We start from the raw sequence: 19,999 nt of genomic DNA on the forward strand, positions 1-19,999 counted from the left end.
ATCGATGGCCTCGCGGTGAGCGTGGGCGTCACGATGCAACGCGACCGGACCGGCAAGAGCCCCGAAGCGGGTCTCATCTGGTCGCATTTCCGCGAGCACCGGGAACAGCGCCTCATAGCGAGCAGAGGCTTGCCGGTCTGGCGCGCGATCCGCCCCTTCATTCGGCGGACCCGGGACGACGTAGATGAACCGCTGCAGGAGACCGTCATCAGCAGCGTTCTGGGCAATACGCTGGATCGGCTCCGGCTGGATACCACCCAGGAAGGTAGCGGACCAGTTTGGGATGGAAAAGGTGCCTCGCTGGATTCGATCGATCGTGTAGCGCCCGCCGTTGTAGAGTCGGAGATAGGCACCGCGGTCACCACCGCCTGTACCGCCGCTCTTGTAGCGGTCAAGATTAGCAAGAAACTCGGACATCTCATCCTGCCTGACGAGCACCTTGCTTGCCGGCGCATATTGCTTAGCTTGAGGGTCGTCACGTAGCACCTCCGACAAGGCCTCAGTCGTCGTCCCTTCTACGATGTACCGCTCCTGCTGCGGCGCTTCTGGTTCAGTGGCCGGGTCGCCGCCATTATCCTTCCAAACCTTCGTCTTTGCCTTGTGTTCGCGAACCTCCTCGGCATGTCGCAAGCGAGCCTCATGCTCCAATGCGTCGATCGGCTTGGTAGCCGCACGAATGATCGGGGTCTTGAGTACGGATGGATCGCCGACGATCGCGCCCCAGATGCGGGGGCTCTCTGTCCAGGTGGTATCGAACCGCTTGGGCTGCAGGACGAAATCGTCATGGGTGACGCTGGCGAGCGACACCAGCGCGGCTAATGCGACGCTGGCAGGGTCGACACCCATGCGCTCCGCGGTGTCTTTCACGAAGGGCCAGATGGCAAGGGGAACGTGCTCAGCCTTTAACTCCGGCGTGCCGGTCATTTCACTACTGCTGAGAAAGTCGATAGGCTCCGGCCAGGCCTCGTTGTTACCCACAGGCGCCTGAGCGCCTGCGGCTGGCCGCTCGCCCAGCTTGTCGCGCGCTGTTCGAACCGCACGAGGGATGTCATCAAACCGAGCTTGCCAGCGGCCAGGCTTTGCGGCGCCATCCGTGCCGTCGCGGATCTCTTGCGGAACAGCCAGCATGATTCCGCGCAGCCACTCTTCAGCATCGGCATCAGGCACCCCATGCGCCAATGATCGCATAGCAAGCACGGCTATAGGGCGGTGGTACTCCGCCGAGGTCCGAATAGCGGTGATCAGCTCGGCTGTCGTCCGCGCCTCCCGAGAGCTTTCGCCGGTGTCTAAGTTGAAGCCCCCTGCTCGGTGGGCAGCTCTCGGCCGATCGCCCCTCGCCGCGACCGCCTCCTCCAGTCGCTCAATGGCTTCGTTGAGGTTGAGGTCGGCGCTCGTCTCAAGGATGATCTGCGACAAGCGAGGAGCGCCCTTGCGGTGCCATGTGCCTGGCCACCGCATGGGATGTGAAGCCGGCACGCTGGTTGGATCACCACCCACAAGAGTTGTCGCCAGACCGCGGGCACGCTTCAGCTTCTTATGCTCCGCAGGGTCGCTGGTTGGCTCATCAAGCCGCCAGTGTAGGTGCAGCTTGGGTTCAGCTTCCCCGGTTGCAGGGTTAATCCACTCGCCGCCGCTGGCAACGACGATGGTGGCGGGTCCTAGCAAGTACTCGAGCTGAGCTCGTGCTGCAGCAGGGTTCTGGTCGCACTCGACACTGAGGACCAAACCCAGGAGAAGATTGTTCTCGGCGGCAGAGCGACCGTTGTTGAACACGGCGATTGGGGGCGCGAACACGACCGGCTGCTCTGCGCGAGCCGCCCGTGTCGCCATGGCCGTCGCTTCGTCGATCAGCCCCTCGAGGTCATCGCTCACCTCGCGGGCGACGATCTCGAAAACCCGCTGTTTGTCCTCGTAGAACCCACGAAGCGACACAAATCCGCCTGGATCTGCGTACTTGAATAGTGATCGGATCATGCGACCGATCTGATTACGGTCAGCCTCGAGATGCGCAAACTCAGTCATTTGCGCTTGCCTCACGTTGCCGTCGTTCACGGCGCCACTGTTCGAGCAGGGCGCGGCCAGTGGCTTCCAGCGCTACCTCAGGCGTTGGAGTTGGCGCCTCTAAGGACGCCGGGTAATCCGCCGGCTCTTGCCAGCGGCGCCGGAAGGAAGGGTTCCGCCGCGGATCGCTCATGGCGGCGGCCGATGCGGCGTCCATCAGCAGTCACCATAACCGGGCCATAAATCGAACCCAGCTGGCTCGCTGACCTGCGCGGCCTCGAAGGCCTCGATATCCTCAAGGCGGTACAGGACGCGCCCGCCCACCTTGAGGTATTGCGGCCCCTTCTTCTCATAGCGCCAGCGCTCCAGCGTCCTTGGCGACATACACCAGCGGCGAGCCAGGTGGATCTGATTCAGATGGTGAGCTTCGCCCACGGCCAGTGCCGGTGAGTCCCTCATCGCGCGGTCCCCTTCTGCCGAGGTTCGGCTTTAGTGGCGACTCGCGGCAGGCTGGCAAGCAGGGCTTCGATCGAAGCCGCAGTGACCAGAGTCCGGCTGCCGAGCTTCATTGCCTCGAGCTGCCCCGAGGCGATGAGGCTATAGACCGTGGTCCGGCCGATGCCGCCGAGGCGCTGGCCTGCACCCTCTATGGTGTAGGCGTCGTCCCGGCGCTCGGGCGGCTTTGGGCCGATAAGCTGCTGCTGGTTGGTGTGAGATGATTGCTGCACGCGTCCGCACTCCGTTGAACACGGGCGGATGGTGCCGGTCGGCATAACTACTGAAGAATGGCCTTCACTACTGAAGGGGGTGCTTCAGTAGTTGAGGGAAATTATGGGAAAAATTTCCGTGTCGGCGCTCGGTATGCAGCTGCTATGGCCAGCAGTTCAGGCGGGAGCGGTGCCATCGGCGGCCTAATCTCTGGAACATTGGCAACGACCCGAAGAGCCTCGGTGACCGGAATCAGTGGCGTCTTTGCGCCCTCTGGAACAAATCCCACGGCAAATGAACTAAACCACTTCGCATGGCTCAAAAGGCGCTGCAGCTTCGCTGGCTGATGTAGCACCTCGAACCCTGCTGCGAGCGGCAGGGATCCCGGCGTGTGAGCATGCTGAAATTCGCCAATGTGCGCGGCCCAAAGCGGTGCGATATGGCGCCACTTCGTCCAGGCGGACCACAAACTTCGGTCTGACGGAACCTTAGTGGGACCCAGGATCGCTCCATTGATCATTATGGCGATGGCGCGGTTAAGAGAGGCCGGCACCTCAGGATGATGCTCCGCCATCATTGCAACGAGGCAAAGCTGAACGCCCGCGAGGTAGGCGCCACCCTCGATCGCACGCGCATACTCCGTGAGTAGCTGTTCTCGACCAGGAGCCTCCGCCACTGCACGGTAATGTCCTGCTGGGTTGAAGACCCGTTCCTCAAGGCTGGCCGCAACGCCTCTCGGATCACCAAAGAATCGAGCGTAGAACGCTGCCGATGCCGGCATGCGAAGGAGTTCGCCAGGTGGGATTCCGAGTTTCCGGCTCAGTGCGCGCAAATTCAGAGGCTGGTTTAGCCGCTTGCCTTCTTCACGTAGAACGCCAAGCCATTCTGCCGAATATGTAGCTAATGTCTGATCCAGTTTCTGCCGTTCGCCATTCCACCCCATGGCCGCTACGATCCGCATCCAGCCGAACGGATCCTGCAGGTCGACTAGGAGTTCAGGAGGTGTCCTTCTTTCCCTTCTCGGTGGCGTTGTCATAACACCTCCAGCGTTTGCTTACCCGTCAGCATGGGCTTTCGAGTGGAGAGAGGCCGGCATGGGTCCGAGCAAATCATTCTGCCCCTGACGCATCACTCGCCGCGGAAAAACACGGCGAGTCCCGCATCAAAGCTGCTGCAGGCCCCCGGGGACCTAGCATTACGAAGACCCGTCCGACAGCCACTCGCCTAGGCATGGGCTTTAATGCCGGCTCTTCCCGGAAGTTCTCTTGAATACCTTCTTTTTCTACTTAAGGCCCCAAGCGCCGTATGCAGGTTTTTCTGTCAAGCAGCTTGACGGAGTATGGCGCGAACCACGGGCCGAAAGTCCAATGCTTCGCACCAGCCGATGCCAGTCCCTCCCGCCTCATCTCCAAGAGATCAGCAACATCCTAGCAACGGGCTTACTCCGGCTCAGAGCTCACTCCGTCGAACCCGCTGACGCCGCACAGGCCGGTGACCAAAGAGAGAGTTCGCTACACTTCCGAGCCGACCAGAGCGTGCATGCCAACCGGAACAACCGGAGACGCGCATGCCCCGCATAGCCACCCAGAAGGCCGCCCAGACGCCGGCTCCTGCTGTCGCAGCCATCCTGCCAGCGGACGTCCTGGGCCGCCTGGCTGCCCTTCAGGCCACACCCATCGCCCATCTGAAGCAGCAGTGGCGCGAGCTGTTCGGCAAGGAGCCGCCGCCGTTCAGCCGCACCTACATCCAGAGCCGGCTCGCCTACCGCATCCAGGAGCTGGCCTATGGGGGTCTGAAGCCCGAAACCCGGGCGAGGCTAGAGGCCCTTGGCGAGCAGCTGGACGGCGGCAACGTCGTCCTCCGCCGCATCCGAGCCGATAGCCGGCCGCTGCCTGGCACGCGGTTGATCCGCGAATACGATGGTGTCCAGCACGTGGTCACTGTCCGCGCCGACGACTTCGAGTACGAGGGCCGGCCTTACCGGTCCCTGTCCGCGATCGCCCGGCACATCACCGGCACGCGCTGGAACGGCTGGACCTTCTTCGGGCTGAAGGGGAGGGCGGGCGCATGAGCCGAAGGAAACTGCCGGACCAGGCAATGCCCGCCTCGGTGAAGAAGCTCCGCTGCGCCGTCTACACGCGCAAGAGCACCGACGAGGGCCTCGACAAGGAGTTCAACACCCTTGACGCCCAGCGCGACGCCTGCGAGGCCTACGTAGCCTCCCAACGCGCCGAGGGCTGGGTCCTGGTTGGTGACCGCTACGACGATGGCGGCTTCTCCGGCGGCACGCTGGAGCGGCCGGCCCTGCGGCGGTTGCTAGCCGATATCGAGCAGGGCCAGGTTGATGTCATCGTCGTCTACAAGATCGACCGCCTCAGCCGCTCGCTGATGGACTTTGCCAAACTGGTCGAGACCATGGAGGCGCATGGCGTCACCTTCGTCTCGGTCACCCAGAGCTTCAACACCACGACCAGCATGGGGCGGCTGACGCTCAACATCCTGCTCTCCTTCGCGCAGTTCGAACGCGAGGTCATCGGCGAGCGGATCCGGGACAAGTTCGCTGCCTCCCGTGCTCGTGGCATGTGGATGGGCGGCAAGGTGCCGCTCGGCTATGACGTGGTAGCGCGCAAGCTGGTGCCCAATGAAGCCGAAGCAGCGCGGGTTCGGAGGGTGTTTGAGCTCTTCGTCGAGACCGGCTCGGGCGTTGAGACGGTCCGGCGCCTGCAGGCCGAGGGCGTGACCAGCAAGTCGGGTCGGCCGCTCGATAAGGGCGATGTCTACAAGATCCTGAACCTCCGGACCTACATCGGCGAGGTCACGCACAAGGGGCAGGTCTACGCCGGCGAGCACGAGGCGATCGTGCCGCAGTCCTTGTGGGACAAGGCCCATGCCACTCTGCAGGTCAGCCCGAGGACCCGAGCCGCCCAGAACCGGCAGCACGCGCCAGCGCTGCTGAAGGGCTTGATCTTCGGCACTGACGGTCGGGCGCTATCACCGACGCATTGCCGAAAGAATGGGCGCCTGTACCGCTATTACGTGGCGCAGCGGGTGCTGAAGGGCGACACAGCTGCTGAGGGCGACGGCATCGTGCGCCGGGTATCGGCTGCTGAGATCGAGGCGGCGGTGGTCGATCAGGTCCGGGCGCTGCTGCGGCAGCCGGAGATCGTCGTGGGCACCTGGCTGGCGGCGAGGGTCGAAGCACCGGATCTGACCGAGATGGAGGTCCGAGACGCGCTGGAGCGGCTGGACCCGCTTTGGAGCGAGCTGTTCCCGGCCGAGCAGGCGCGCATCGTGCGGGCGCTGGTGGAGCGGGTCGTGGTCGGGCCGGGTGGCGCGGACATTCGGCTACGGGTTGAGGGGCTGGCCAGCTTGGTTCGGGATCTCAGTGCGGCGGCGCCCAATGCGGAGCGTGTGGCGGCATGAGCGCGGCCACCAGCATCACGGTTCGGGTGCCGTTGACTATCCGGCGTCGGTCGGGGCGGAAAACAGTGGTGACGCCGATGTCGCAGGAGGGGCAGCCGGCGGTGGCTACACGAGCTGACCCGGCGCTGGTGAAGGCGCTGGCCAGGGCGTTCCGGTACCAGCGTCTGCTCGACGAGGGCCGGTACGCCTCGATCAGCGAGATGGCAGAGGCGGAGCGGATCGAGCGTGGCTATCTCGGCACGTTGCTTCGGCTGACGCTGCTGGCGCCTGATATTGTCGAGGCGATCCTGGATGGCTTGGCTTCATCCGGCCTTGGGTTGCCGCTGCTGCTGGAACCGCTGCCGTTGGCTTGGTTGGAACAGCGCCTCGTAATCACCAAAGAATGAAAGGCGTAAGCCAGCTGTTATGAGGGCAACCTGGGGTGACGGAACTCGGCCGAAAGCGGCTGGGCGGCTTTCGAGGGCTCGCCGCATGCAAGCCGACATTCCCGTCCATGAAGCGCACAGCTGGCTCTACCCGAAGGGGGCTTATCGTTTCACAGCTACGGTGGTGCAGATGATGAAGTACGCCGGCCCCGCAGCGAGGCAGACATAACGAGCGAGCCCTCAGCCAAGGGGGGCCGTGCCCCGGCCTCTGACGGCGCGTGGATGCCAATCCAGCGTTTCCGCTTCAGTGCATTCTCGATCACGCCGCGCAGCAGATCATGCACGGCCGTGGCAGCCAGCCCCAGCGGCAAATGCTCGGAGGTGGACAGTAGCACCTGGCGCGACATTTCAAGTGGATTGAGTACCAGCGCACCGGCCGCATCGCCCCGCAGGTGTCGCTGCAGCGCCGATGCCGGCAGGATGGTGTGTGCATGCCCTTGCTCGGCGATATCGAGCAGCGTGCGCAGGGAGTCGATCTCGGCCAGCACCTTCGGCGCTCGTGCCTGGGTCGCCAAACCCGCTTGCACCAGTCGCCGCATCGCCGTCTGTCCGCTGGACAGCACAAGCGGGTATCGCAGCGTCTCCTCGAGCGGCATCGCGCCCTCGCGGCGTCTGAGCCCGGACGTTGCCGGAGAGACCAAGTAGATGGTCTCCTGGAACAGCGGCAGTTCGCTCATGCCTGGCGTCGCGTCGAACTTGTAGGTAACCGTCGTGTCGAGGCGGCCTTGCAGCACCATCTCCTTGAGCAGGTAGCTCATCCCCTCCAGCAGGCGCAGCGACACGGCAGGCAGGCGCGCTTGCACGGCGGCGAATAGCTCCAGCGCCAGCAGGTCCTGCATCACGGTGGGCAAGCCGAGGGAGGCCGGGCCGCTCGGCGCGCCGCCGGCGTGTTCGATGTCACGCTCCGCCCGCTCCACCTGGCGCAGGATGGCGATGGCGTGGCGGTACAACGCTTGGCCGGCTTCGGTCGGGAACACGCCGGTGGAACGGCGCTCCAGCAGCTTCCGGCGCAGCCTCGTCTCCAGCGTTGCGATCTGAAGGCTCAGCGCCGATTGCGCCACGCCAAGCTCGATCGAGGCGCGAGACATGCTGCGTTGCTCGACAATCCGGACAAAATATTTCAGCTGGCGCAGATCCATTCCGGCGCCTCTCCCCCTGCTTGGCCACGGCAAGGGTATGGGACAGGCCAGTCCGCCGCCATCGCTTCTCGCGAAGGCCCCTTCTCGACATTGAATGAGCCATGGCCGGCGCGGTCCCTAGAATGCGGACCCTCATAGGCCAGACGATGGGAAACGCGGCATGGACGGCATCAGCGTGTATTGGACCCCGGGCTGCTCGAGCTGCGTGAAGCTCAAGGAATTCCTAACCCGCAAGGGGGTCGCCTTCCGCCCGGTCAACGTCGCCGTCGACCCTGCGGCGATGGATTTCCTCGCCTCGATCGGGGCCCGGAGCGTGCCGGTGGTGGTGCGCGGCGAGGACTTCACCTTCGCCCAGTCGCTGGAGGACGTCGCCAACTTCGTCGGCATCAGCCACAGCACGGATCGCCTGGCGCCGGCGGTGCTGATGGCGCGCTGGCAAGCGATCCTCGACGTCGCAGGCCAGGCCATCGCCCGGCTGCCGCCTGATGCCCTGCCGCGGCGGCCGGTGGCTGAGCGGCCGCGTACCATCCGTGACCTGGTCTTTCATATCTACCAGGTTCCGGACGCCTTCCTGCAGACTGTGACCCAGGGCCTGGAGGATTGGACCGTGGTGGCGAATGTCGATGCGCCCGAGGCGATCGACATTCCGAGCATCCTCGCCTATGGCGCCGAGATGCGGGCGGGCGTGACTGCCTGGTGGGACGGGCTGGAGGACCGCAGCTGCAACCAGCCGCTCAAGATGTTCTACGGCACGCACCCGTTGCATGCCTTTCTCGAACGCTCGGTCTGGCACACGGCGCAACACACGCGGCAGCTGCTGTGGTGGTCCGGTGCCAACGGGATCGCGGTGCGGGCGCCGCTGGCGCCGGAGATCCTGCACGGCCTGCCAATGCCGGACGGGTTGTGGGAGTAGCGGGAAATCCCGTCCAGCCTGTGGGCCCCACGTCGCGTAACGCTCAAGGGTAACGTTTGCAGATGGACAGCGGCCGCTGCGGGCAGCCACCAGAATGCACTATCCGCCAGCGGCACCATTACCCCTGTTTGCCGGAGTGCTGGTCGGCAGATCGCACTACCCATGCAAGGAGACGTAACGGGCTTGGGTCCGATTTCCGCCGTTCTAAGTCGGCGAACCTCGAAACGCTACGTCCGCTTGCGAGGAACCCGGTGCACTCTGCCGATGGCCGATATGGGCGCTGAGCGGCCGTGACCGGTGGTGGCCGAAAGCGGAAGAGCAGCTTTCAGGTGTCTGAAGGAGCGAAGCGGACGTTACCGGTGGCTGCATAGCTCGACTGCTTCTGACCCGAAGCTGTCCTACCAGCGCAGTGTTATGCTGCTGGAAGGTAGGTCATTGTTCCGATGCAGGTTTCGTCAGCGCCGGCCTGCATGGCACTTGCCGGCGCCTCCCAGGTGGTCTCGATAACGGCGCGGGACCGGCTCTGCTGCACCTCCGTTGCCCATACCACATCGCTTGCTTTACCCACGCGCTGTCCGGGTTCGCCCAAGCCGCCTTGCGTGTCTCGCAGCACCTCCACTGCACCTTTCGGGGCGCCACGGCTGGGCAGGACGCTCGCTGCGGCGGTGTGATGCGCTCTCAAACAGGCATCGGCACTGGGCAGGTCCAGCCGAAACAGCACCACTGTGACCCGGCTAAGCTGTCCGCCGTTGAACCAGATCAGTGCGAGGTTGCTGCGACTATGCCTCCCAGCCTTGAACTGGTCAGGTCCCTGGTAGGCGATAGGTTGGCCAGCCGTCGGAGCACCAGTGGCTGGAACCATCCGGCCGCCAATCCGCAGCGCCGCACGGTGCGCCTCGGCATGAGTCATGCCGAAGGTGAAGGGGCCCCATGCTCGGACCTGACCGGGAACGCGGAATGCGACCGGACGGGGGGCAATCTCTGCCGCTGTAGAGGGACCAAGGCTTGCCAGGAAGGTGGCTACAAGACCGGCGGCCATGACCAGCCAGCCGCGATGCAGGACCGGTCCAGGGACGTGTCGGCTCATGAGGTTTGCTCCTGTAATCCGGACCTCGGCGTTAGCGCGCCTCGGCCATCTGGACCATTGCGGATTGGCGGATGGCTGCGCTGTCCGAAGCGTCGGTTGCCAACGAACGAGCGAGGTCGCGGTAGACTTCGAGCAAGCTCAGGGCGCGCCCATCGCGGACGAAGATGGACCGGTTCGCCGTGGAGGCCGTACCCACAACCGCACTCGCGGACTGACTTGGTGCGCGCGCCAGCTCAGTAAGGAAGCGTCGGGCCCCGGCTGGCCCGAGCAGGTGCACAAGGTACAGGTCGGTCCCACTTGCCTCTCGCCCGAGTGTCCGCTCCAGCGCCCCACGCCAGCCCTCCAGGCGCTCCGCGGCCAGTGCCGATGCAAGGCGTGGGTTGTCGCGCAGGCGCAGCACCTCGGTGACGAGGCGGCGGTCGGTTGGCAGGCTGCCGCGAGGCACCGAGGCGAGGACGGCCGCATGCTGCGTCAGCCCATGTCGGGAGCCGTAATCGCGCACCACCTCAAGCCACGTGGCATTGGTGAACTGCATTAGCCCGCGAGCGGAGGAGCTGCGGCTGCGCGCACCGGCGTCAAAGCCACTCTCGCGCCGAGCAATGGCAAAGAGCAGCGCCGCATCGGTTCCGGTCGCCGCCTCGGCCCGTTGCAGGGCTGTGAGCACGATGGGACCAGGCTCCGCAGCAGAAGCCTTGCCGGCAGGCTTCACCTGCCCAGCTGCCCCCGTCGGAGTTCTGTGCCGTGGCGTCGGCGTTGCGGCATGCCGATCCGTAGTCCGGCTCGGTGCGGCGTGAGCCCGGACCCGCTGGCCAGCCTCAGCGTGTTGAATGGTCCCATCGAGCCCGAGAGGGGCAAACAGCAGAGCCAGGATGAAGATGACGCGATGGCGGCGTCCAAAGCTGGGCACAGGCGTCGGGCACGCACCGGCGATGCCGGCACGGGAGCTGATGTCAGTCATGGGCTCGGTCCGGGGCTGGAGCAGGCGCGCCCTCGGGCGCTGCCAGCGGCGGTGGGCCGCTCGCTCTTTCGAAGAAAACTACCGTGTCTGTCGGAAAACCGACGGGCTTGGTGGGGAAACGCGCTCTACCTTAGCCGGAGCGCAACAATGATCCGCTAAGTCTCAATGACGCTGATTGCTTGGCTCATCTTGGCTTCCGCTCCCGTCTTGTGCGGCCGTCTTGCCAAGGCGCCTTGCGACACTCCAATCGGAAGCACTCTCACCTCCGATCGGCAGCACCGGACGATGCGAGGTCGGCACAATATCATCCAAACGAAAACTCTTTAACGGTCTGAAAAACAAGGGATTTTTTGCCGTGACGTACTCGATAATGGCGATGCGTCACTGAGAGGCGCAACTAGTCTCTCGTTTATGTGATGTGCTGAACGCTTATGCTCTAAACCATTTGTGGAATTGCAGAGTTTCATGCCGCTCCGTCGAGCACCTCCGGCTCCTGAACAGAACGCGTGCCGACGGGCGCTGTACCCTCCAGGAAGCGCGCGAAGCGGCGAAAGGCGGTGCTCCGGGGATCGGTTGCACGCCAGACCAGGCCAATGGTGCGGCCAATGGTCCCAGCCTCGAACTCGCGGTGACGGACGAGGCCATCAAGGTCGGCCCGCTCCCGCGTGGCCAGCAGCGGCAACAGCGTGAAGCCCTCACCGGCAGCAACCATATGGCGCAGCATCTCCAGGCTGCTGGCTAGGCGCGAGCCTCGCCCGGCGCCCGTGGCACCGCACAAAGCCAAAGCCTGATCGCGTAGGCAGTGCCCCTCCTCCAGCAACAGAAGACCCTCGCCGGCGAGGTCCGCGGCTGTGAGCGCCGATTGGGCGGCCAGCGGGTGCTCGGCAGGAAAGGCCGCGAGAAATGGCTCAAAGAACAACGGAACGGTAGTCAAGCCGTCGGTGCCAGCTGGCAAGGCCAGCAGAACAGCGTCCAACTCGCCGGCTTGCAGGGCGTCGAGCAACGCGGCCGTGCGCCCCTCCTCCAGCCGAAGTTCGAGTTGAGGAAAGGCGCCTCTTACCTCCCGGAGCAAGCCAGGTAAGTAGTAGGGGCCGAGGGTGGCGATGGCGCCCAGCCGCAATGGGCCGTCCAGCGGCCCGGAACGGCGCTGCGCTGCCTCCAGCAGCGCTCGGGCACCGTCGAGAAGGTCGCGCGCCTGCCGGAGCAGCGGTTCGCCCTCAGGAGTAACCGCAATGCGGCGCGAGGTACGCTCGAACAGCGCGACCCCAAGCAAGCCTTCGAGCTTGCGCACCTGCTCGCTCAGGCCGGCTTGGCTGACGCCACAACGCTCGGCGGCGCGCCCGAAATGCCGGAGCTCGGCGACGGCAACAGCGTATTCGAGGTCGCGCAGCGACAGGCCGGCAAGGGAAAGCGAGGGCATGGCTGCCGTGGTACCAGCAGGAATTGCCAAGGCGAGGACGATTTATGGTGAGTGACATGGCATGCATCCGCCTCGGTCTGTCAGTTCGGGTGACCTTGGCCCTGCCGCACAAGCTACAGTTTGCGCCCCACGCAAGGTCATTGGGGGTCGCCTAAGAGGCCCTCTGCCCGCCCCTCCCGGTCGAAAGTGCCGAAGGACGGGTGTCCGATTTCGGGAAGGTGGGCAACGACGCTGGCCGTCCGGTATGGGCGCAAAGCCGCCGCCATCGACCCCTGGCTAGCCATGCGTGCTCGCCAACCAACACCGGACTAAGGCGTGCAGGCATGATGGTAGCCTTAGGTCGGGTTCAGCTGTCCCGACCAGGCTTCTCACAACCCGATAGGGCCGCCAGGGCTTCACGATAGCTCCGCCCCTGAGAGTGATTTCAGCCAGGCGGAGAGGTCGTGCGGCGTATCCTGCACCGCGCCGACTTCGCGCCACTCGAGCCGGCAGACCAGACCCGGGTAGGGGATGTAGCCGCGTCTGCGCCAGAATGCGTCGAGGGGCGCATAGCCGGCCGGCTTGCGTGGGTCGGCAGGATCGCGGGAGACGGCGCAAAAGGCAGCAAAATCGAGCCCGAGCCCCCGCGCATACGCTTCGCGTTCCTCAAAGAACCGCACGCCCGCTCCTCGCCCGCGATAGCCAACGAGGAGAACTGCTTCGCCGAAGTAGCAAAACCGGGCCGGGTTGAGCCCATACGCGGCAAAGGCGTTCGGCACGTTCGCGCTTGCTTGAACCATCGGCAGGCATGTCGCTGCCCCGACCGGCAGGTCGCCATCGAAGGCGACTACGATCGCCGCATCCGGGCTGCTCCCGTCGACATAGGAGGTCAGATAAGACCCTGCCGCTGTCGGGTCGCTGGCGTAGAGGTAGGGCCAGTCCCGGAAAACGGAAAAGATGAGTTCGCCCAGCTTGGGCAGCAGTGGCCGCAACGCGTCACCAAACAGCATTTCGTAGCGAAGGGAACGGGTGGGATCCATGCGTGGCTGCATCAACAATCTCCCAGCCCGGACGCCGAGGGTGAAGCGGCCCTGCCACGCCATATCGGAGGAGCGTCGATTGCATCAAATCGTGGACCGGAGGCTCCAAATGGGCACCTGACCCACAAGAACTGACCGGCTATGGCGCAGCTAGCCATGAAGCCACTCGTTCAGTTTCGACCAGCGACGCCGGGTCTGCTGGCCGCGGACGGCGATGGACAGTGCCTTCTTCTGGCCCACCAGCACCACCAGCCGCTTGCCCCGGGTCAACGCCGTGTAGATCAGATTGCGCTGGAGCATGGGGTAATGCTGGGTGGTGAGCGGGATGACCACGGCCAGGTACTCCGAGCCCTGGCTCTTGTGGACGGTGGTGGCGTAGGCCAGGACGAGCTCGTCCAGCTCGCCGAAACCGTAGGCGATCTCCCGGCCATCGAAGTCGACGACCAGCTCGCCCTCCTCGAGGTCGATCCGGCGTACGATGCCGAGGTCGCCGTTGTAGACCTCGCGCTCGTGGTCGTTGGCAATCTGCATCACTTTGTCGCCGGGGCAGAAGGTCCAGCCGAAGCGCTCGACCCGGACCTCGCCGGGCGGGTTCAGCGCCCGTTGCAGCTCGATGTTAAGCGACCGCGCCCCGAGCCCGCCGCGGTTCATCGGGCAGAGCACCTGCACGTCCCGCACCGGGTCGAGACCAAAGCGACGCGGGATGCGCTCGCGCACCACGGCCAGCAGCTTCTCTACCCCGGTTTCAGGATCGGGTGCCTCGACCCAATAGAAGTCCGAGCCTTCTTGGGCCGTGAGGTCTGGCATCTTACCCCGGTTGATCAGGTGGGCATTGGTTACGATGCGGCTCCCGGCAGCTTGGCGGAACACCTCTGTCAGGCGCACCACCGGAACCGCGCCTGAGGCGATCACGTCGGCCAGAACCTGCCCTGGCCCGACCGAGGGCAGCTGGTCCACGTCGCCGACCAGCAGCAGGGCTGCCCCCTCCGGCAGAGCCTTCAGCAGCGCCCGCATGAGCGGGACATCGACCATGCTGGTCTCGTCCACTACCAGCAGGTCACAGTCGAGTGGCTGCAGGTCGGTGCGCTTGAAGCCGCCCTCCTTCGGGTCGGCCTCAAGCAGCCGGTGGATGGTGGTGGCCTCCCGTCCGGTGCTCTCGGACAGGCGCTTGGCCGCCCGGCCGGTCGGGGCACAAAGCGCGATCTCGGGACCCTTGGCCGCCACGATCTTCAGGATCGAGTTGACCAAGGTGGTCTTGCCCACACCTGGGCCGCCGGTGACGACCAGCACCTTGGAGGCGAGCGCCAGGCGCACCGCCGCCTGCTGGCTCTCGGCCAGGGTCAAGCCGGTCCTCGCCTCCACCCAAGGTATGGCCTTGTCAGCGTCAATCGCCGGCCAGGGCGGCACGCCGGAGCTGAGGCGCCGCAGCCGTTCGGCGATCTCGCGCTCAGCCCGATACAGGCCGGCCAGGAAGATGCAGCGCTGCCCTTCCAGCGTGTCGGCAACCACGTCACCCGCTCCAAGTTCCAGGCCAAGAGCCTCCCCAACCAGCGCCTCCGGCACGTCCAGCAGCCCTTGTGCGAGGGCGACCAGCTCCGTCTCGGGCAGGCCGCAATGGCCCCCCTCCATGGCCTCAGCCAGAGCGAAGGAGATGCCGGCGCGGACCCGGATCATGGCCGTAGGCTCGATGCCCAGCTTGGCCGCGATCTGGTCGGCGGTGCGGAAGCCGATGCCTCGGATGTCGCGGGCGAGCCGGTAAGGGTTCTCGCTGACCAACCTAACCGCGTCCGAGCCATAGGTCTTGTAGATGCGGACCGCGCGGGAGGTGCCGACCCCGTTTGAGTGCAGGAACAGCATGATCTCGCGGATCACCTTTTGCTCCGCCCAACCGGCGACAATGCGGGCGGCGCGCTTCGGTCCGATGCCCGTGACCTCGCGCAGGCGATCCGGCTCTTGCTCGATCAAGTCGAACACCGCCTCACCGAAAGCCGCGACCAGCTTCTTGGCATAGACCGGGCCGATGCCACGGATCATACCTGAGCCGAGGTACTTCTCCATGCCCTCGAGCGTGGTCGGCGCTGTTGCCTTCAGGAACGAGGCCTTGAACTGCAGACCGTGGGTGCGGTCATTGATCCACACACCCGAGGCGCTGATGAACTCGCCGGCCGAGATCAGGGCGGCATGGCCGACCACGGTAATGAGGTCCCGCTGCCCGCGCACCTTGACCCGCAGGACGCAAAAGCCGGTCTCGGCGTTGTGGAAGGTGACCCGCTCGACCAAGCCAGCCAGAACCTCTGTCGAGGGCGCCGCCGCATTGTTCGTTCCGTCCATGCCGGGCCGTTCGTTTCCTGGGGTCTCGGTCGCGCCTGCGCTCTATATGGCTCTTCCAGCGTCGTGCACCCACTCGCTGCGTCTGCCCATGCTGTTGCTCTCAGCCCAGGTGCCGGGTGAAGCTGGAGCGCATGGAAAGCAGCGGGCTTCCCAGGACACCCGAGTGCTCCCTGCGCGGGGACGGCGTGCTTCTTCCCTACGGTGAGGCATCGGATGGCCGCCTCATGCGTGCCTCAGAGGTGCCCGCCGGCTTGAAGTGCGGCTGCTCCTACCCAGCATAGGGCGCCCCCCTCGTAGCGCGCCGGGGCGAGATGCGGGTCGCCCGTTTCGCGCATGCGACCGATCGCACCTGCGCCTCGGCCCAGGAGACCATGCTGCACAAGTTCGCCAAGCAGCTGATGGCCGACGGTGCTCCTTGGCGACGTTTGGCCACCGTCGAGATCGATCTGTCGCGGGTCGCCCGGGATGCCTCGCCGGAGATGCTGGAACACGCCATCCTGCACTCAGCTCCACGACGTTGGCTCTGGAACCGACTTGCCGAGGCCGCCGGGGCTGCAATGCGAGGCGAGGCGGCACGGTGGGTTCGGCAGCGGGAGCAAGTAGGAGGCACGCATGACCCGTTTCCCGACCTTCCGCCTCGCCGCCGTCCAGGCCGCACCGGCCTTCCTCGACCCGGCTGCCTCGACTGACAAGGCGTGCCGGCTAATCCGGGAGGCGGCGGCGCGCGGAGCCACCCTCGCTGCCTTTGGGGAGGCGTGGCTGCCGGGCTTTCCCTTCTTCCTCGGGGCGCCGATGGATGAGGCGTTCTGGCGGGCGAGCGCCGAATACATCGCCAGCGCCATAGAGGTCCCTGGTCCGGAGACGGACAGGCTGTGCCGGGCGGCGCACGAGGCCGGGATCGATGTCGCCATCGGCGTGGTTGAGCGCGACCCGCGCACGCTGGGCACGGTCTGGTGCACCGCGCTCCTGATCGGCGGGCGCGAGGGCGCCATTATTGGGCGCCACCGCAAGCTGAAGCCCACTCACCGGGAGCGCACCATCTGGGGTGACGGCCCCGACGGGTCTGGCCTGCGGGTCCACGAGCGACCCTATGCGCGGGTTAGTGCGCTGAGTTGCTACGAGCATATGATGCTGCTGCCGGGCTACACGCTGATCGCGCAGGGAACGCAAGTCCACGTCGCCGGGTGGCCGGGCTGGGAGCCCACGGAGGCGCCGCGTGGCGGGTATCTCTGGCCACGGCAGACGCTGCTCTCACGCGCCTTCGCCGCCCAGGGCGCTTGCTACGTGCTGTGCGTGGGGGGCCTGCGGCGGCGCGAGGACGTGCCGGAGCGCTTCCGCGCGCTATGCGGCCCGGACATGACCGGCGACAGCCTCATCATTGACCCTCGGGGCGAGGTGATCGCAGGGCCAGCCGAGGGCGAGACGATCCTCCTGGCCGACGTGTCCCTGGAGGCGGTCGCGGCGGCGAAGGCCGTCTGCGATGTGGCCGGGCACTACGCGCGCCGGGATGTGTTTGAGGTGCGGGTGGACGGCCAACCGATTGAGCGGGTCCTGGCGCCACTACTCATGGCCGGTCAAAGCGTGCACCGGCCGGAGGACATGCGGGAAAGCGGAAACGAGCCTCTGGAGCAAATTTAGTGGTGGGTTCCTGACGGAAGATACCCACGGTTCAATGGTGCAAGACAATCCGGTGAAAGGGGGCGGTAGTCACCGTGTAGCAGTAAGGAAGTGGTTCTCCAGCGGTAGGGCCATGCCCCCGTCGTCCACGTAGCCTGCGAGCAGTGCGGTGACGTGATCCACGAACGCACCCCGCCTCTCCTCCGGCAGAGCCATAAACGCTGCGGAGATCGCGGTTCCCTGCATGAAGCCGCCGACGAACTCCCTGAGGTCGGGGTAGCGGATTGTCCTATGCTCGAAGCGGACCCGCACATCCTGCAGACCAGCGTTTGTAGCCAATGTGCGCAGTTCCTCAGCCGTGTTGAGTGAGAAAGCCAGAGCGTAGGCGTCCTTGTGTGCCGGTAGGTAGGCAGCCAGCCCGTCCGTCAAGGCGACGTAGAAGGGCTGTCGCTCCAGCGCCCCCCAAACAGCGACGGATAGCCTCCCGCCGGGCGAGAGGACTCGCGCCATTTCTCTCACGGCTCCGGCACGGTCGGGGAAGTATTGGAGCCCCTGCTGGCAAAGCACGGCGTCAAAGCTGCTGTCCAGAAACGGCAACTTCGACGCGTCTCCGTGTACCCACTCAATTCCTTCAATCTGCCGCGCTATCTCCAGCATGCCTTCGTTGATGTCGACGCCGGTGACCATGCATCGCGCGCCGCTGGCCGGTCTGACCCGGCTCGCTACAAGGCCGGTTCCGCACGCTACGTCTAGAACCCGGTCCCCGTCCCTGCATCGGGCTTGCGCGATCAGGTCGTCGGTCCAAGGCGCCATGATCGCGCCCGTATACCGCGAGTAAGAGGCTGGGGAGTGCCGCCGAGCCGCCGCGTCGTGGTTGCTCAAGGACATCTCCTCCCAAATTTGGATTCGCAGCCCGCTGCTTATGCGATCACCTACCGGGCAGGACGAGCAGAGGCCATCACTTAGACGTAAGTACCATTCGCCAGGCGCTATCTACTAGCACTCGTGCGCAGGTCTGGCGGCGACTGTCCACTGTGTGATTTCGCCCGGCGGCTCGGTCGGCGTAGGGCCACTACGCGCTCCACTATCTCCGGTGATAGCGGGAGATACGCCGGGGTCGGGCATTCTACCAGGGCTCCGGAAGGAACAACAGCTTGAGGGCAGACACACCGGTCTCGTCCGTAACTCCAACCGGCCGGCGGTCGACACATCCCACCCAGGCTAAGCGGGAGTTATCTCGGGTAAGAGCCTTGCCCAGGTTACGCTAGTTGGCCGTGCTCGGCTCAACCCCACCAAGGCCTGATAGACGCTGATCCCGTCACTCAGCTGTGATCGCTGAGCTCGATCCGGATGGCACCTAATCCAGGCACCGGGCCTGGATGGCACTCCCCAAGTGACAGTCGCAGGCTCTGGCGCGACCAGGGAGGAAAACACCCATGACTATTCCCCGCCCGGCGGTCCTTGCTGTCCTTCTGAGCGGCTACTGCCTTGCAGCAGACGTTGCCGCCCAGGCTCAGCAGACGACCGGCCGCATCGACGTGACGCACTGCTACGTGGCCGACGTGTCTGTCATTGAGAGCGCATCTGCCTACCGTGTCCAGTCTCTCCAATTCCGTGGCATCACTCGCGCGAACGAGTCCAACAGCGCCTTCAATAACTCCGCTACGCGCTGCGTCGGGACACTTGCGTCTCTGGGCGGCGCCTTATTAGAGGGCCGGGGCTACTGCGAGTGGGCCGAAACCGGCGAGGACCGGCTCCTGATACGCTGGACCGTCGAGGCAGGACGTGGCAGCGGTGCCCTAGTCGGCGGCACGGGCCGCTACAAAGGCATCTCCGGTGAGATAGCCTTCCAGCCTATTGCGCCTATCCCGGCCCTGGAGCTTGGGGTGTTGCGCGTCTGCAATCGCAACACGGGGGAGTTTAGGCTGCCCTGAAAGACCGGCCGGGGCGACACTGTGTCGCCGCTCTCCACAACTAAAGAGTGCACACCCAAGATCGGACAGACCGTAGCTATGGTCCAGAGCTAGCTGGCGGCACGAATGCGCCAGCGCCAACACCCTCCCAGTGTCAGGCCGAAACGGGTGCGCTGCGATAAATCGAGGGAGGAAGAATATGGCGGATCCGGTGAGGATCTATGGCATTCCACAATCGCGTACGGCGCGCTGCCTCTGGTTAGCGCGCGAACTCGGCGTGCCGCATGAGCTTGTGCCCGTGCATTACCGCGTCGCACGCGAGATGCCGGAACTGCTGCGAGTAAACCCGAACGGCCGCATCCCGGCTATGGAGGACAACGGCTTCGCGCTGTTTGAATCCATGGCGATCAACCTTTATCTAGCCCGGAAATATGGCGACGGGAGCGCCTTGGTGCCGCGCTCTCCCGAGGAGGAAGCTTTGGTAGTCCAGTGGACCTTTTGGGCGGTCGCGGAACTGGAGAAGCCACTGCTGACGCTTATAATAAATGCCCTCGGGATCCGCACAGTGGATGACGAGACCATCGCCAAGGCCCGCAGCGACATGGAACGGCCGCTGAACGTGTTGGAGCGGCATTTGTCGGCCCGATCCTGGCTGCTCGACGACCGCTTTACCGTTGCCGACCTGAACCTCGCCGCGGTGCTCGACTGGCAGCGGCCGGCAAAGTTCGACCTTTCGCCGTATCCACGGGTCGATGACTGGCTGACGCGCTGCACCAGTCGTTCCGCCTTCGAAGGCCTAAGCCTTGGATAGGTGCTTGGCTGACGGACGCGGGTAGTCCGTCGGCACCTCGCAAGGGACAAGAGCTTGGAGACGGAGAAAGGATATTGGCCCACAGCTTCGACCGGCAGGCGGTCGCCACGCTGAATAAGCCGCCAGTATCCCGCCCGAAAATCGTGCGATCTCAATGCAGTAAAGCTTGAGGGTTAAATCACCCTACCCTCAAGGTCCGGAGAGTCTCCGGCATTTCGGAGAGAAAAACCGCCT

The 19,999-nt window shown here is 65.0% G+C and carries 18 protein-coding genes; 7 read left to right on the forward strand and 11 right to left on the reverse strand.

Features of this window, described 5'->3' with window-relative positions:
• The 4 genes from AC5JJ6_RS01175 to AC5JJ6_RS01190 all read right to left on the reverse strand — a co-directional run.
• A partial coding sequence (locus AC5JJ6_RS01175; RefSeq protein WP_496040281.1) for a DUF3987 domain-containing protein occupies nt 1-2,052 on the reverse strand: 2,052 nt, incomplete at its 3' end.
• Between the two features lie 165 nt (nt 2,053-2,217).
• On the reverse strand, nt 2,218-2,460 hold the full coding sequence (locus AC5JJ6_RS01180) for a helix-turn-helix transcriptional regulator (protein WP_496040282.1): 243 nt from the start codon (nt 2,458-2,460) through the stop codon (nt 2,218-2,220).
• On the reverse strand, nt 2,457-2,729 hold the full coding sequence (locus AC5JJ6_RS01185) for a helix-turn-helix domain-containing protein (RefSeq protein ID WP_496040283.1): 273 nt from the start codon (nt 2,727-2,729) through the stop codon (nt 2,457-2,459). The genes AC5JJ6_RS01180 and AC5JJ6_RS01185 overlap by 4 nt, the downstream gene beginning before the upstream one ends.
• A gap of 101 nt (nt 2,730-2,830) precedes the next feature.
• Nucleotides 2,831-3,670, reverse strand: coding sequence for a hypothetical protein (locus tag AC5JJ6_RS01190; protein WP_496040284.1), 840 nt, complete (start codon nt 3,668-3,670; stop codon nt 2,831-2,833).
• Between the two features lie 606 nt (nt 3,671-4,276).
• Between AC5JJ6_RS01190 and AC5JJ6_RS01195 the strand changes: the two genes are divergently transcribed.
• The 3 genes from AC5JJ6_RS01195 to AC5JJ6_RS01205 are packed head-to-tail and all read left to right on the forward strand — an operon-like array spanning nt 4,277 to nt 6,518.
• Nucleotides 4,277-4,780, forward strand: coding sequence for a DUF2924 domain-containing protein (locus tag AC5JJ6_RS01195; protein WP_496040285.1), 504 nt, complete (start codon nt 4,277-4,279; stop codon nt 4,778-4,780).
• Nucleotides 4,777-6,132 carry a recombinase family protein gene (locus AC5JJ6_RS01200; RefSeq protein WP_496040286.1) on the forward strand — a complete coding sequence of 452 codons (1,356 nt, stop codon included), beginning with the start codon at nt 4,777-4,779 and terminating at the stop codon, nt 6,130-6,132. The genes AC5JJ6_RS01195 and AC5JJ6_RS01200 overlap by 4 nt, the downstream gene beginning before the upstream one ends.
• The gene (locus AC5JJ6_RS01205) at nt 6,129-6,518 is read left to right on the forward strand and encodes a hypothetical protein (protein WP_496040287.1); all 390 of its coding nucleotides are present in this window, start codon (nt 6,129-6,131) and stop codon (nt 6,516-6,518) included. The genes AC5JJ6_RS01200 and AC5JJ6_RS01205 overlap by 4 nt, the downstream gene beginning before the upstream one ends.
• Before the next feature lie 155 nt (nt 6,519-6,673).
• Here AC5JJ6_RS01205 and AC5JJ6_RS01210 read toward each other — a convergent pair whose 3' ends face one another.
• Nucleotides 6,674-7,696 carry a LysR substrate-binding domain-containing protein gene (locus AC5JJ6_RS01210; protein WP_496040288.1) on the reverse strand — a complete coding sequence of 341 codons (1,023 nt, stop codon included), beginning with the start codon at nt 7,694-7,696 and terminating at the stop codon, nt 6,674-6,676.
• Nucleotides 7,697-7,856: 160 nt separating this feature from the next.
• Here AC5JJ6_RS01210 and AC5JJ6_RS01215 point away from each other — a divergent pair, with 160 nt between their 5' ends.
• Nucleotides 7,857-8,609 (forward strand): DinB family protein, encoded by a 753-nt coding sequence (locus AC5JJ6_RS01215; RefSeq protein WP_496040289.1) that lies wholly within the window; start codon nt 7,857-7,859, stop codon nt 8,607-8,609.
• A 412-nt stretch (nt 8,610-9,021) separates the two neighbouring features.
• Here AC5JJ6_RS01215 and AC5JJ6_RS01220 read toward each other — a convergent pair whose 3' ends face one another.
• The 5 genes from AC5JJ6_RS01220 to recD2 form a co-directional block, all read right to left on the reverse strand.
• A complete protein-coding gene (locus AC5JJ6_RS01220; RefSeq protein WP_496040290.1) occupies nt 9,022-9,696 on the reverse strand; it encodes a hypothetical protein in 675 nt (224 codons plus the stop codon).
• Between the two features lie 31 nt (nt 9,697-9,727).
• A complete protein-coding gene (locus AC5JJ6_RS01225) occupies nt 9,728-10,360 on the reverse strand; it encodes a transglycosylase SLT domain-containing protein (protein ID WP_496040291.1) in 633 nt (210 codons plus the stop codon).
• A gap of 757 nt (nt 10,361-11,117) precedes the next feature.
• A complete protein-coding gene (locus AC5JJ6_RS01230) occupies nt 11,118-12,074 on the reverse strand; it encodes a LysR substrate-binding domain-containing protein (protein ID WP_496040292.1) in 957 nt (318 codons plus the stop codon).
• Between the two features lie 395 nt (nt 12,075-12,469).
• On the reverse strand, nt 12,470-13,105 hold the full coding sequence (locus AC5JJ6_RS01235; protein WP_496040293.1) for a hypothetical protein: 636 nt from the start codon (nt 13,103-13,105) through the stop codon (nt 12,470-12,472).
• 138 nt (nt 13,106-13,243) lie between these two features.
• A complete protein-coding gene (gene recD2 / locus AC5JJ6_RS01240) occupies nt 13,244-15,424 on the reverse strand; it encodes an SF1B family DNA helicase RecD2 (protein WP_496040294.1) in 2,181 nt (726 codons plus the stop codon).
• A 612-nt stretch (nt 15,425-16,036) separates the two neighbouring features.
• On the opposite strand from recD2, the gene AC5JJ6_RS01245 reads away from it, so the two are divergent.
• The gene (locus AC5JJ6_RS01245; protein ID WP_496040295.1) at nt 16,037-17,062 is read left to right on the forward strand and encodes a carbon-nitrogen hydrolase family protein; all 1,026 of its coding nucleotides are present in this window, start codon (nt 16,037-16,039) and stop codon (nt 17,060-17,062) included.
• 69 nt (nt 17,063-17,131) lie between these two features.
• On the opposite strand, the gene AC5JJ6_RS01250 is transcribed toward AC5JJ6_RS01245, so the two are convergent.
• Nucleotides 17,132-17,929 (reverse strand): methyltransferase domain-containing protein, encoded by a 798-nt coding sequence (locus AC5JJ6_RS01250; protein ID WP_496040296.1) that lies wholly within the window; start codon nt 17,927-17,929, stop codon nt 17,132-17,134.
• Between the two features lie 548 nt (nt 17,930-18,477).
• On the opposite strand from AC5JJ6_RS01250, the gene AC5JJ6_RS01255 reads away from it, so the two are divergent.
• Complete coding sequence (locus AC5JJ6_RS01255; RefSeq protein ID WP_496040297.1) at nt 18,478-18,975, forward strand: hypothetical protein; 498 nt, start codon at nt 18,478-18,480, stop codon at nt 18,973-18,975.
• A gap of 178 nt (nt 18,976-19,153) precedes the next feature.
• Nucleotides 19,154-19,765 (forward strand): glutathione S-transferase family protein, encoded by a 612-nt coding sequence (locus AC5JJ6_RS01260; RefSeq protein ID WP_496040298.1) that lies wholly within the window; start codon nt 19,154-19,156, stop codon nt 19,763-19,765.
• Nucleotides 19,766-19,999 lie beyond the last annotated feature (234 nt).

It is taken from the genome of Skermanella sp., from assembly GCF_059503625.1.